Origin of the sequence: Streptomyces sp. NPDC021093, assembly GCF_044333135.1 — a bacterium.
Classification (GTDB): domain Bacteria; phylum Actinomycetota; class Actinomycetes; order Streptomycetales; family Streptomycetaceae; genus Streptomyces.
In genome coordinates this window covers 490,799-502,706 of record NZ_JBIRQJ010000004.1, presented here as the reverse complement: position 1 = coordinate 502,706, position 11,908 = coordinate 490,799, and the positions used below count along the sequence as shown (strand labels likewise).

The window sequence follows — 11,908 nt, the reverse complement described above, 5'->3', positions numbered from 1 at the left end:
GGCAGGTGCTGAAACGGTGTCAGCCAGTACGGCACCGCCTGCCGGGGCCGGTCACCCGTACGACGACGCCGTGGTGGCGCTGCTGGCCGAACTGACTGGACAGGACGCGCACGCGGCGGACGTCGAGGTGGAGAAGGAGCCCAGGGCGTTGCCCTGAGGCAGTTCCTCGACGGACAGTTCACCGTCCAAGGCGTAGAGATCGAACACGTGCGGGTCGCTGTGCTGTTCGTTCATGGGGTGTCACCTCTTCTCTGCTTCTTGGGTGCCGGCCCGGGAGGGCGGCTGGCGGGGACGGAGCGAATCAGCCGGCGCAGGAGGCCGAGGTGGCGCTGCTGGCCGAGCTGGTGGGACAGGAGAAGGAGCTCGCCGAGGTGGCGCTGGAGAAAGAGCCCAGGGCGTTACCCTGCGGCAGCTCCTCCACGAAGAGCTCCTCGTCCATCGCGTAAAGGTCGATGAGCTTGTCGGTGCTGTTCTCGTTCACAGGAGATGTCCCTTCTGGCGTTGGCGTGACCGCCTGGGTGCGCTCAGCCGGACGACGAGGCGCTGCCGACGCTGCCGACCGAGGACACTGGGCAGGAGGCCGAGCCGACCGACCCCGCAGAGGAGACCGATGCGAGGGCGTTGCCCTGCGGCAGCTCCTCGAAGGACAGCTCGCTGTCCAGCGCGTACAGGTCGAATGCGTCTTCGTTGATGTCCATTGATCGTTTTCCCTTCGAAAAAGGTTCGTGTGACGTGTGTGGTGCGGAGGTGCCGGTGGGGCCATCTGGCCTGTCAGGTGCAGCTGGAGAGACAGACAGTGGTCACCGGTTAGGAGGCGAGCCGAAAGCCCCCCGCCCTGACATCGGCGTGACCGTGTGAGTACGGTCAGCCGAATGTCGAGGCGCTGCCGACGGTTGCAGCCGAGCTCCCCGGGCAGGACGCGGTCGACGCCGACGCGGCGGAGAGCCAGCAGCCGAGGGCGTTGCCCTGCGGCAGCTCCTCGACGGACAGGTCGCCGTCCAGCGCGTACAGGTCGAACGCGTCTTCGTTGATGTCCACTGATCGTTTTCCCTTCAAACGAGGTTCTGTGCGAGACGTGCGTGGAGCGGAGGTACCGGTGGCACCTCCGGGCCTGTCACGTGTAGCTGGAGAAGGAGGTGAAGGTGGAAGCGGTGGTCGCCGGGCAGGAGGCTGAGCTAGCCGATCCCGAAGTGGAGACCGACGCGAGGGCGTTGCCGTCCGACAGCGTCTCCATCTCGAGGGAATCCCCGAGGATGTCGTCGAGGACGTAGAGTTCCAGTTCAGACATGGTGTGCTTCCTTTCTTCCGAGTGAGCCGGACTCAGCCGGTGCAGTTGGCGGTCATGATGCTTCCAGCGCTGCTAACCGGGCAGCTGGCCGTGGTCGAGCTGGAGGCGGTGCTGAAGGTGCCCAGCGCCACGCCCTCGGGGATCTGCTCGATGGTCAGGGCCTCGTCGCCCAGGTCGACGCTGTGGAGGTCGAGCACCCACGCGCTGGCGTCGGTCATCGGATCACTTCCTTCTGTCCGTGACGGTTCTCGGATCGCCGGTGGCCGGTCGGCCCCGGAGTTATGGGGGGCGGCATGGGTGCGCCGCCCAAGGCCAGGGCGAAGAGCTGGTGCCGGCTGGCCCCGTCGCTGCGCAGCGGCAGCCGTACGGAGGCCGGGATGAACCCGGCGAAGACAGTGCCGACGAGTCCGACAGCCACGGCATCGAGCCACATCGTGTAAGCGGCTGCCGCAGCACGGGTCATGAGCGTCCGGTAGCCGTGGGCACCGTGCAGCTCGCTCGCCCGGTCGGGGTCGGCGGCGAGGGAGACAATCGCGGCGGAGTCGCAGAACTCCCGCTGGATCGTGAGACCCCGCAGGGCTTCGCCCTCCGGCAGCGGTGCGACCGGGACGTAGGACCGCTCCGTGCCGCTGCCCGTGTCGAGGCTGTACATGCCGGGCTCCAGGCCGCCGAGCCGGAAGGCGACGACGTTGATCTGCAGCGGCACCCGTTCCCCTTCGTCCGGCCAGGACAAGAGATCCGCCTCGATACCCCGGGCAGCCACGTCGGCGACCAGTGAGGCGTCGACGGGGTCTGGGCCGAAGAACCGTACGGAGCGGCGCTTCTCCAGCACAGTGAGCAGGGACGACCTGTCCTGCTGCCGGGCGGCGAAGCGGACGGACGGTCCGAGGGGTACGGGCGGCTGAGGCGTGGGCCGTGCGGGTGCCGGCACGGTGGCGGTGCCGGTGGGCGAGGGGGCGGGTGCCCGGAAGGCAGTGAGGAGTTCGGCCGCGAGGTCGTGCGGGCTACTCATGTGGCTTCTCCCAGGTCGATGACGGCCGTGACCGGTTCCATGTCGGGGTTGATGCCGAGCGCCGCAGCAATGGCGTCGTCGTCCCAGCGAGGGCGCAGGACGAAGCCGATGCCGAGGCTGTGGGCCGTCTCCCGGGCCGTGGCCTGGGCACAGCCGCTGTCAAGCAGCACGATCCGCAGGGCGAAGGCGGAGTATTTACGGGCGACTTTGGGAAAGTCGCCGGTCAGCACGATGCTGAATGGTCGGTCACCGGGCACGGCGTCAGCGAGGGAGGACAGCCGAGCGAGCCGGTGGCCAGAAGCGACGTAGCCGTAAACGCCTGGGGTAATGCCCGGTACGTCGCGGACGACGGCGTACGCGGTCACCGAGCCGATGTTGCCGCCACTCGCCGTCCAACGGGCCACCTTGTCGGGGTTGTCGGCCCTGATCCCTGCTGTGACGGAGAGCAGCAGCGACAGCGTGTCCAGCCCGGGCGGTACGGCGTCCCGGGGCGAATCCGACCGGTTGGAGTGGTTGAGCCGGTCATGGTCGGGCAGCGGAAGCTCGACGGCGGGGGCGACCGGCCAGGTCCGGGAGACGCGCTGCAGAGCCAAGTTGGAGGGCTTGTAGTGCATCTGGTGGGCCTTGAGGTCGGCGAACTCCTTCGGCGGCATGGCCACCGATGCCTCGAAGCGTGTGGCCGGAGCGGCGCGTTCCACAACCGGCCCATCGGCGACGGAGCAGCGCGGACATCCGGGTCGGGTCGCGGAGGAGGTGTCTCGCTGGCCAAGGGTCTCCAGGTCCACCAGCCGCCAGCGCATCGGCAGCGGTGAGGGGGTTGTCCGGGAGACCGCGGCGAACACATCGCGGGCGAACAGTGCGGCGGCGAGTTCGTGGTCGCCGGCGACCGCCGTGCGGTCGTCGTCCTCATCGTCGACGGTCAGGCAGTCCAGGCACGGCGTCGTCCGGGGGTCGACCAACGGCCCCAGTGCGGCACGGCGACCGCGCACGCTCAGGCGCAGCAACGGGATGCCCTTGTCCCAGCAGTGCTCGGCGAGGATGTGCAGGCCGGTACCGGGAGCGGCGTCCTGTCCGCCGCCTCCGGCATCGGCCCAGACCGCGAGCGTCGCCCGCTCGGTGGGGGTGTCACCCGTGCTCAGGTTGACCGGCATGGAACTGGTGAGCTCGTCCCGGAGGAGCGCGGCGAGCGCCGGGGCGCCGAAGACTTGGATCTCGGCAGTGCGGAGGCGGGTGGCCGCCTCCTCCCAGCAGGGGTTCACCTCGGTGGCGCTGCCCACCCGGGACAGGTAGTCGGCAAGGCGGTCGTCGACGTCCGTGAGCGCTTCGCGTTTTGTCCCCCGGGGCGGACCTTCTTCAATGACGCCACTGGTCCACAGCAGCGAGAGTGCCTTGAACACCACCTCTTCGGGCAGCCCGAGCTCTGCCGCGAGTTGATCGTGGGTGCGCTCGCCATCGAGCAGGTCGAGCAGCTCGGGCAGCATCCCCGTGGCGGACTTGCCGCGGAAAAGCTGTTTCTTGGGTGGGCCCATCACCACCATCTGGTCGGCCTCTGTGCTGACTACGAGGCCCCGGCGCAACCGGGGCTGCCGAGGGATGCGCAGCTGCGGGTCGAACCGGGCGGCGGAGCCGACGGTTTCGGCCGTCATCATGGATCGGTCGTTCACGCTGTCCGCCCTTCGGTGATCGATACCAGTCGGTGCCACAAGTCGTCGCCCGTGGCAGCGGTGCGGCAACGCGCGCATCGGTCCACCGCGATCACGATGGCCCTGTTGGTGGCGCCGGTGATCTGATCGAACTTCCGCACGGTGCCACCGACCGCCTCCTCATCGCCCGGTATGCGCAGCGCCTCCTCGACTGCCTGCCGGGCGAAGGCGGCAGCGATACCGACGTGGTGAACTGGGTAGCCGGTCGGGTGGTGATCCCCCGTGTCGGCGGTTCCGTACTCGGGCCGCTGGTGCTGGTTACGGCGGCGCACATAGCACTGGTGACAGGCCGTGCGGCCGGGGACCACCACGGGGCCGCACAGCACCTCGGTGGCGGTGGTGTGCACCCCGAACCAGGGAGTGCCCCAGGCGAAGGCTGCCCGGTCTGCCGCCTCGTCAATACGAGGCCGCTCATGGGAGGTGGCCAGCATGATGAGGTCGGCGCGGGGCCACATACTCGGGTGGGTTCCCTCGTCAATCTCCATCAGGGTGATGTCGTGTCCACGTTTCCGGGGGTCCTGTTCCAGACGTCGTGCGACGTCTTTACCGAACGTCCCCGAGGCGAGTATGAGCAGGTGACGATTCATGACCCACCTCATGCGAAGGGCTGCGGATTGGGATTGATGCCGCCCTCGTCATGCACGGGGTGACCCATGGCGCGAGGAGCCTGGTAAAGGCGGGGATGGGCTAGGTAGCGGGCCCGGTGAGCGAAGGAGAGCGGCATCAACTCCGGCACCATGACCCGTACGACGGTCGCACCCACCTGGCGGGCCTCGTCGGTCGTGATGTCGACGACCACGACCTCGCATCCGACCCGGGACAAGCGCTCCAGCAGCCACGGCAGCTCCTCCGCTCCCTTCGCGGGGCGCGGAAGGTCGGCGAGGGCCCGCGTGGGGCGCTCGCCCTCCAGCAGGAAGTCGAACCGGTGGCGCTGGTCCGGTTTCCCGGCGAGGAGCGCGCCACCGATCACACTGACGATGTCCTGCGGGTCGTGGGGGTTCGTGTGCCGGCTCGCATGGGAGCGCAGCGCGATGCGCAGCGAGGCCGCCTCACGGTGCAGTTTGGCGATGGCCTTGCCCGGGTCCGTGTCACAGGTGGCGACGACGAGTTGGGCGAGAGCGCGGTCATGGTCGGCGAGCTGCACCCCGTAGATGACGGGGATGCCGAGGTCCGTTGTGGCGTCGAAGAGGTGGGTGCGGATGTTCTGACTGGCCGCCCGTTCGACGAACGCCCGGTGCTCAGGAGCCAGGTCATCGAGCGCAAACTCAAGGCGGGGCAGCCGGAGGCGCTGGAGCCAGGTCAGGGCGATGGAGTCCCGTTCGACGACTTCCATCAAACCGTTGGCTATCGCGGCCAGCGGGTCGGTATGGGTAGCGCAGCCCGTGGAAACCGGGTGCACGTATCGCTCCGCGGCCGACTCCGGTGAGCACTTCAGGTAGACCTGGACAGCCGGTACGTACACCTTCCTGCCGCGGGCCAAGGACCACCCCTCGACCCAGCGCAATGGCATGCTCCGGTCGGTGGGCACCAGGCCGCAGCGGGGGTCGGCCAGCTCAGCTGGGGAGAGGCTCGGCCATTGCCAGGGTGGGATGGCGTCCTCACCGAGCTCTTCGGCGGTCGCCCAGATCATGTCCTTCGGGGACCAGGCACACGAGGAGTACCGCTCCAGCGATTCGGCGGCGGCGAGGTGCGCCGCCGTCTCGCGGTCCAACGCTCCGCCGGCCCCGTCGAAGTTGCCGGAGGAAGCATCGTGCGTCCATTCCGACTGCGCCGCGAGAACCGCTCCCGGGTCGCCCAGCGATCCGGTGTAGACCGCGAATTCCGGCTCGCCCTCTGTGACAGGCAGCCAGGTGAGCCTCGATATGAGCCCGTATGGCGACACCAGTTTGCCGAACCGGCGCAAGGACTCGGGCACCGCGGCACCCTGGGGTGTCGCCTGGAGCGTCCTCATTTCTTACCCTCCTCGACCAGCTGAGATCTGGCCAATCCACAGGCGAGACGTCTTCCCATTCGCATCCGTTGAAACCGCAAATGAATTCCCTCGTTCCGGACAGTACAAGTCTGCTTCACGCCATGAGACCGGAGCATTGAAGGCGCGCTTCTTCTGGTCACCAGAGAGAGCAGAGGTCGTGTTTGGCTCCGTTGGGCACCGCACAGGGCTTGGGTTCGCCACCGCGAACGGTTCCAACCTTTTACATGCGGCGGGCAGAGTGGGGCACTGTTCGACGAAATAGAGAATCTCGAAATGGAAGGCGAAAAAGTTGACTGAACTTCGCGAACATCCCCACCTCCTTCATATTCATAAATCTCTCATCGACTTGCGCCGACCCCGTAAAGCTACCTGCAGATCGCATCACCTTTGCATTTACATAAAAGTGTCGCATTCATTAGAAGTGGGAGCTTTGTCCTATTTTATTGAATACGCAGTACCAGGCACCTCAAAGCCTTGATGATCAAGAGGATGTGCCGGCCACGGCATCATGACGATGCCTCGGTGGTCTGCTGCGCACGCATCGAAGCCACGTTGTGCAGATGACCTTGCCCAAGTCGCCCTCGCCCAACGGAGCTTCGATGTGCCACCAGTCCGCCACCGCGTGTCTGACCAAATCCCCCCTCGGGTCAGCACCGCTCGATCGCGGGTCGCCCGTCCCGACTGGCGGCCTTGGCTGATCCGCGTACCGGCGCGGGAAGCGTCACCAGTTCGTGGACTTACTGCTGATGGCATGCCCGGCGGTGCCTGACCGACGCAAAGCCGTACGCCGTGATCGACCAGTGGGCGACAGGCACCCCGCAGGACACCCTGGCCCGGCTCGGCGCCCGCACCAGGACGGTCTTCCACCTGCGGATCGCGCCCAGTACCGTCTCGCAGGCCGCGGAGAGCTGCACCGTGCTGCTGACCGCCCACCGTTGTCCACCGTTTCAGGCGCCGACCGGCTGATCCTCTTCGCGGACGAGCAGGTGCGCGACCACGACCGCCACCAGGAACTCCTGGAGCGCAACGACCTCTACCGCGAGCCGGCCGCGACTGAACTGGCCACCGCATGATCCGCATTGTCCGCCGATACTGATTTACCGGCCGGGTTCCCCCTCAGGAGCCCTGCCGTGGGACTCCCACCGAACTCCGCCCGCCCGAGGTCCGGTTCTGACCAGACCGCCCGTTCCAACCACCCCGAAGGACCGCCCCATGAACGACACCGCCAAGCCCCCCCCCACGGCCCCCGAGACCGACCACGCGGCCAACGACAAGGCGGCCAGCACCGGGGACAACGAGCCCCGCACCCCACCCGGCCCCACCGTGGACACCCTCTTCGGCGAGATCACCATCCGGCTGGACGGCCAGGACCGGCTAACCGTCGACGGCGAGCAGATCCCCACCGTCGTCCTGGAACGCGACCCCGCCACCGAGCCCGACCCCCTGATCGCCATCGGCACCCGCGACCCCGCCGCCCTCACCCTCACCGTCGACGGCGCCCCTGCCCGCATCACCCCCGGCAAGGGCAAGCTCCGCCGGCAGACGTACCGCGTCGACGTCGAGCACGCCGACGCCCACTACCGCTTCCAGCCCGACTCCGTCCCCTCCAGTCGCCTCACCCGCGACGGCATCCGCCTCGGCGACTTCTCCTCCGACGGCGACGAAACGGTCATCGCCGAATGGCAGGCCGACGCGACCCCGACGGCCACCGACGCCGCCCTCGGCTACACCCTCGCCGCGGCCTTCGGCACCGGCGGCCAGCCGATGTGGATGATGATCGTCGACACGGTCAGCGCCGCGCTCCCTTAGTGGAGCCCTGGCGGGCGATACGGTCGCGGACAATGTCGAGGGTGGTCACGGCCTGCTCCCTGACCGTTGGATCGTTCTCGGTCTCGCTCACACAGGTCAGCAGGGGCACGAGCTGTTGCCCGTTCATGACGGACGCGGCGAGCAGGGCGTTCCGCCGGACCAGCGACTCAGGGTCGTGAAGTGCCCAGCGCAGCAGGTCGTAGGAGACGCTGTCGAACTCTCTTCCCGCGTAGTTGATGCCCAGCCTGCGCAGAGCACGCATGAGGGCCACGTCATCGCGGGTGCTCGCCGTCATGTGCGACAGGGACTGGTCGGAGTGAAGCGGCAGTTCGCCGCGCAGCCACTCGGCGAACGACTCGTTCTGGTCTCCCTCGACCGCGAGGCAGCCGACCTGGAAGCTGTGGTCTTCGATCCAGTGGACCACCACTGGATCGATGTCTTCGGTGTCCTCGGGGCTGTCGGCGTCGACGAGGCCGAGAACCCACGCCAGTTCCTCGGTGGCCCCCTCGGGCTGATTCACTTCCGCGGGCGTCCAGTCGTTCTCCTCGGCGTAGGCCTGGATGTCCTCGCGTCCGAACGGTTCGCGGGGAATGAGTTGGATGAGGGTCGTCATGTCACACTCGTCTGCTCGTCTGCTCGTCAAGGACCGTACGGCTTCTGCCACCAGGCCACCCCCACTACCCCGCCAGCTCGAACCACACCCCCTTCGCGAAGCGCCCGCCCCGGTCCGCCGTGACTCCCCATGCGTCCGCCGTCCCGGCCACCAGCACGAGGCCGCGCCCCCAACAGCCGTCCTGGTCGAGGGGTGCGGGCACGACCGGGTCCTCGTCGTACACACTCACCCGCAGCCGCAGCGGGTCCACGTAGATGCGGATCATGGTGGCCCCTTTGGTGTGCAGATGGACGTTGGTCACCAGTTCGGAGGTGCAGAGCACGGCGGAGGCAATGGCGTCCGTACGCCGGAGGGCCAGGAGCACGGTGCGCACGAAGTCGCGGCACACCTTGGCCGCGATCGCGTCCGCGTCCATGAACAGGCTGTAGGCGTAGGTGAGTTGGAGTTCCCGGTGCGCGGGGTTGCGCTGATCCATGACCTGACGTCCCTCCGTACGGAGTGAGTGGTCCGCGCCGTTCCGCGATGGCAATGCCCGGCACTTACGCGTGCCGGGTGCGCTTTCGACTTACGGGCGCGGGAGCGGTAGGCGACCTCACTGGGTGACCGTCGCCACACTCACGGTAGATGATTAGGGTTACATTGTTCAACCTGTTCGTCAGATTCAATGGACCAACTCCCCTGACCAGGGCAGACTTTGACGGAACGTCGGAGGAGACACCCTTGGGACTGCGGACCACCATCAGCGAGCGGCAACGCAGGCTCGGCCTTGAACTCAAGCGACTTCGCGAGTCGGCCGGTTTGAGCGCTGCGGATGCCGCAGCACGGATCGGCATGGGTCGAGCCCAGCTCAGCCAGATCGAGACGGCGAAGACCACGATCCTCACGGATCGGCTGCTCGCGCTCTGCGAAACGTACGGGTGCACTAATAAGCCCTACGTGGAGACGCTGGTCACTCTGTCCGAGTCGACCGGCAAAAGCTGGTGGAGCGCGTACAAGAACCGCATCGGGCCAGGGGCCCTGGACTTGGCGGAACTTGAGTCCACGGCCACCGCGCTGCGCTGCCACGAATCGCTGTTCGTACCCGGCCTCCTCCAGACCGAGGAGTACACCCGTGCGATCCTCGGCAGCGCCAAGCCCGCGTACGGCTCCATCGACGACGCCGTCGGCTTCCGGATGGACCGGCAGCGCATCCTCACGTCTGACACAGCGCCCACCGTGCACGCGGTGATCCACGAGGCGGCCCTGCACATGCGGTTCGGCGGCTCACGCGTGATGCGCGCCCAGTTGCTTCACCTCATCGAGCTGGCCCAACTTCCTCACGTATCCGTCCAGGTCTTCCCGTTCGAAGCGGGTGTGTACGCCGCCTACACGGGCAACTTCCTGCATTCGACGCCCGCCGTGGAGGAATTGGGCACCGTTCTGCTGGAGCACCCGATCGCCTCGCTGCATCTCTCGGAGCCCCATCACCTTGCCGAATACGAATCGCTGTTCGATGCTCTGACAGAGCATGCGCTCGCTCCGGTCGATGCACAGGCCGCACCGGCCTCGCACGAGGCCAAGGACTCGCTGGCCCTGATCCAGCACCTGCTCTACACCCTCTAGGAAGCAGAGAATGCCCACTCTCCACTGGCAGAAGTCCTCGTTCAGCGGGGGCGCCGAAGGCAACTGCGTCAACGTCGCCGCAACCCCCGACGGCACCCTCCGCCTTCGCGAGAGCGACGACCCCGCGACCGTGCTGAGCGCGACCGCCGGTCAACTCGCCGCTCTGCTCAAGCACCTCTCCGCCGGGGACAGCCCCCGCTGACGGTATGACGAAGGGGCCCGGGAGCAGATGCTCCCGGGCCCCTTTCACAAGACACAGCCTCAGTCCGAAGACCGCTTAGGCCGCCACACCACCAGCGCGCTCGCCTGCTGCACGTCCTGGTACGGGACCAGGTCGCGGCGGTACGAGGCGTGTACCTGGGCCTCGCGCTGCTGGAGGGCCGCCGCCGCGCCGTCCACCGCCGCCGAGAGTTCGGCGACGCGGGACTGGAGGGCGGCGACCTGGTGCTCCAGCTCGATGATGCGCTTGATGCCGGCCAGGTTGATGCCCTCGTCCTGCGACAACTGCTGCACGGTGCGCAGCAGTTCGATGTCGCGGGCCGAGTAGCGCCGGCCGCGCCCGGCCGTGCGGTCCGGGGAGACCAGGCCGAGGCGGTCGTACTGGCGCAGGGTCTGCGGGTGCAGACCGGAGAGCTGAGCGGCGACCGAGATGACGTACACCGGTGACTCGTCGGTCAACTCATAAGGATTGGTGCGTCGTCGGCCGTCCATGGCTCTCCTATGCTCCCTTCGCGTCCTGGAACAGTGCGGCCCGCGGGTCTTCGCCCGCCGTGGCCTCACGGTAGTTCTCCAGGGCTTCCCTGGCCTTGTCGTTCAGTTCGGTCGGTACGGCGACCTCGACGGTGACCAGCAGGTCGCCGCGGGTGCCGTCCTTGCGGACCGCGCCCTTGCCGCGGGCCCGCATGGTGCGCCCGTTGGGCGTGCCCGCGGGCAGTTTGAGGGTGACGGCGGGACCACCGAGGGTGGGCACCTTCACCTCGCCGCCGAGCGCCGCCTCCGTGAAGGAGACCGGCACGGTGACGGTGAGGTTGTCGCCCTTGCGGCCGAACACGGGGTGCGCGTCGACGTGCACGACCACGTACAGGTCGCCCGCCGGGCCGCCCCTTTCACCGGGGGAGCCCTTGCCGCGCAGGCGGATGCGCTGGCCGTCCGTGACCCCCGCGGGGATGCGGACCTGCATGGTGCGGGAGGACTTGGCCCGGCCGGAACCCTTGCAGATCTCGCAGGGGGTCTCGGCGATCAGGCCGCGGCCCTTGCAGTCCACGCAGGGGTCGGTGAGCGAGAATCCGCCACCGCCGCCGCGCGAGACCTGCCCGGTGCCGACGCAGGTCGGGCACACGCGGGGCGTGCCGTTCTTGTCGCCGGTGCCGGAGCACGCCTTGCAGGGGGACTGGGAGGACATACGGAGCGGGACGGTCGCGCCGTCCACGGCCTCGGTGAAGCTCAGCGTCACCTCGGACTCGATGTCCTGGCCGCGCCGGGGCTGCGTGCGCGTCCCCGTGCCGCCGCGGTTGAAGAGGCCGCCGAAGACGTCCCCTATGCCGCCGCCGAAACCGCCGGTCTGGGCACCGCCGCCGGCCGCGCCGCCGAAGAGGTCGCCCAGGTCGAAGTTGAACGAACCGCCGCCCGCGGCCCCGGGACCGGGGCGGAAGCCGCCGTTCCCGAAGAGCGCGCGGGCCTCGTCGTACTCCTTGCGCTTCTTGGCGTCACCGAGGATGTCGTTCGCCTCGGAGATCTCCTTGAAGCGCTCCTCGGCCTCGGCGTTGCCCTTGTTGGCGTCCGGGTGGAACTCGCGGGCGAGCTTCCGGTACGCCTTCTTGATCTCGGCCTCGGTGGCGTCCTTGGGGACGCCGAGAACCTTGTAGTAGTCCTTCTCGACGAAGTCCTTAGTGCTCATTCCTCGACGTCC

18 protein-coding genes are annotated in these 11,908 nt (G+C 68.0%); 4 read left to right on the top strand and 14 right to left on the bottom strand.

Annotation, left to right across the window (positions count from 1 at the left end):
• Positions 1–51: 51 nt before the first annotated feature.
• The 10 genes from ACH4SP_RS14835 to ACH4SP_RS14790 form a co-directional block, all read right to left on the bottom strand.
• On the bottom strand, positions 52–234 hold the full coding sequence (locus ACH4SP_RS14835; RefSeq protein WP_398414559.1) for a thiocillin family RiPP: 183 nt from the start codon (positions 232–234) through the stop codon (positions 52–54).
• Positions 235–301: 67 nt separating this feature from the next.
• On the bottom strand, positions 302–481 hold the full coding sequence (locus ACH4SP_RS14830) for a thiocillin family RiPP (RefSeq protein ID WP_398414557.1): 180 nt from the start codon (positions 479–481) through the stop codon (positions 302–304).
• Positions 482–524: 43 nt separating this feature from the next.
• A complete protein-coding gene (locus tag ACH4SP_RS14825; protein ID WP_398414555.1) occupies positions 525–698 on the bottom strand; it encodes a thiocillin family RiPP in 174 nt (57 codons plus the stop codon).
• A 166-nt stretch (positions 699–864) separates the two neighbouring features.
• Positions 865–1,038, bottom strand: a complete 174-nt coding sequence (locus ACH4SP_RS14820; protein ID WP_398414553.1) for a thiocillin family RiPP — start codon at positions 1,036–1,038, stop codon at positions 865–867.
• 76 nt (positions 1,039–1,114) lie between these two features.
• Positions 1,115–1,288, bottom strand: coding sequence for a thiocillin family RiPP (locus ACH4SP_RS14815; RefSeq protein ID WP_398414550.1), 174 nt, complete (start codon positions 1,286–1,288; stop codon positions 1,115–1,117).
• A gap of 32 nt (positions 1,289–1,320) precedes the next feature.
• Positions 1,321–1,506: a thiocillin family RiPP gene (locus ACH4SP_RS14810; RefSeq protein ID WP_398414548.1), complete on the bottom strand. Its 186-nt coding sequence runs from the start codon at positions 1,504–1,506 to the stop codon at positions 1,321–1,323.
• On the bottom strand, positions 1,503–2,300 hold the full coding sequence (locus tag ACH4SP_RS14805) for a nitroreductase family protein (RefSeq protein ID WP_398414546.1): 798 nt from the start codon (positions 2,298–2,300) through the stop codon (positions 1,503–1,505). Before ACH4SP_RS14805 ends, ACH4SP_RS14810 begins: the two co-directional genes overlap by 4 nt.
• Positions 2,297–3,964: a hypothetical protein gene (locus ACH4SP_RS14800; RefSeq protein WP_398414544.1), complete on the bottom strand. Its 1,668-nt coding sequence runs from the start codon at positions 3,962–3,964 to the stop codon at positions 2,297–2,299. The genes ACH4SP_RS14805 and ACH4SP_RS14800 overlap by 4 nt, the downstream gene beginning before the upstream one ends.
• Positions 3,961–4,590 (bottom strand): TOMM precursor leader peptide-binding protein, encoded by a 630-nt coding sequence (locus ACH4SP_RS14795; RefSeq protein WP_398414542.1) that lies wholly within the window; start codon positions 4,588–4,590, stop codon positions 3,961–3,963. Before ACH4SP_RS14795 ends, ACH4SP_RS14800 begins: the two co-directional genes overlap by 4 nt.
• Positions 4,591–4,598: 8 nt before the next feature.
• Positions 4,599–5,954: a YcaO-like family protein gene (locus ACH4SP_RS14790; RefSeq protein ID WP_398414539.1), complete on the bottom strand. Its 1,356-nt coding sequence runs from the start codon at positions 5,952–5,954 to the stop codon at positions 4,599–4,601.
• Positions 5,955–6,910: 956 nt separating this feature from the next.
• Here ACH4SP_RS14790 and ACH4SP_RS14785 point away from each other — a divergent pair.
• The gene (locus ACH4SP_RS14785; protein WP_398414537.1) at positions 6,911–7,048 is read left to right on the top strand and encodes a hypothetical protein; all 138 of its coding nucleotides are present in this window, start codon (positions 6,911–6,913) and stop codon (positions 7,046–7,048) included.
• Positions 7,049–7,187: 139 nt separating this feature from the next.
• Positions 7,188–7,784, top strand: a complete 597-nt coding sequence (locus ACH4SP_RS14780) for a hypothetical protein (RefSeq protein WP_398414535.1) — start codon at positions 7,188–7,190, stop codon at positions 7,782–7,784.
• On the opposite strand, the gene ACH4SP_RS14775 is transcribed toward ACH4SP_RS14780, so the two are convergent.
• A complete protein-coding gene (locus ACH4SP_RS14775; protein WP_398414533.1) occupies positions 7,765–8,397 on the bottom strand; it encodes a hypothetical protein in 633 nt (210 codons plus the stop codon). The two genes, ACH4SP_RS14780 and ACH4SP_RS14775, sit on opposite strands and share 20 nt — an antisense overlap.
• A 64-nt stretch (positions 8,398–8,461) precedes the next feature.
• Positions 8,462–8,872 carry an ATP-binding protein gene (locus tag ACH4SP_RS14770; protein WP_398414531.1) on the bottom strand — a complete coding sequence of 137 codons (411 nt, stop codon included), beginning with the start codon at positions 8,870–8,872 and terminating at the stop codon, positions 8,462–8,464.
• Between the two features lie 245 nt (positions 8,873–9,117).
• On the opposite strand from ACH4SP_RS14770, the gene ACH4SP_RS14765 reads away from it, so the two are divergent.
• The gene (locus tag ACH4SP_RS14765) at positions 9,118–9,999 is read left to right on the top strand and encodes a helix-turn-helix domain-containing protein (protein WP_398414529.1); all 882 of its coding nucleotides are present in this window, start codon (positions 9,118–9,120) and stop codon (positions 9,997–9,999) included.
• Between the two features lie 10 nt (positions 10,000–10,009).
• Positions 10,010–10,201, top strand: a complete 192-nt coding sequence (locus ACH4SP_RS14760) for a DUF397 domain-containing protein (protein ID WP_398414527.1) — start codon at positions 10,010–10,012, stop codon at positions 10,199–10,201.
• A 59-nt stretch (positions 10,202–10,260) separates the two neighbouring features.
• Here ACH4SP_RS14760 and ACH4SP_RS14755 read toward each other — a convergent pair whose 3' ends face one another.
• Together ACH4SP_RS14755 and dnaJ are read right to left on the bottom strand one after the other, a co-directional pair.
• Positions 10,261–10,710 (bottom strand): heat shock protein transcriptional repressor HspR, encoded by a 450-nt coding sequence (locus tag ACH4SP_RS14755; RefSeq protein WP_398414525.1) that lies wholly within the window; start codon positions 10,708–10,710, stop codon positions 10,261–10,263.
• A 7-nt stretch (positions 10,711–10,717) separates the two neighbouring features.
• Entirely contained in the window at positions 10,718–11,896 is a 1,179-nt protein-coding gene (gene dnaJ / locus ACH4SP_RS14750) for a molecular chaperone DnaJ (protein ID WP_398414522.1), read from the bottom strand.
• Positions 11,897–11,908: the final 12 nt, after the last annotated feature.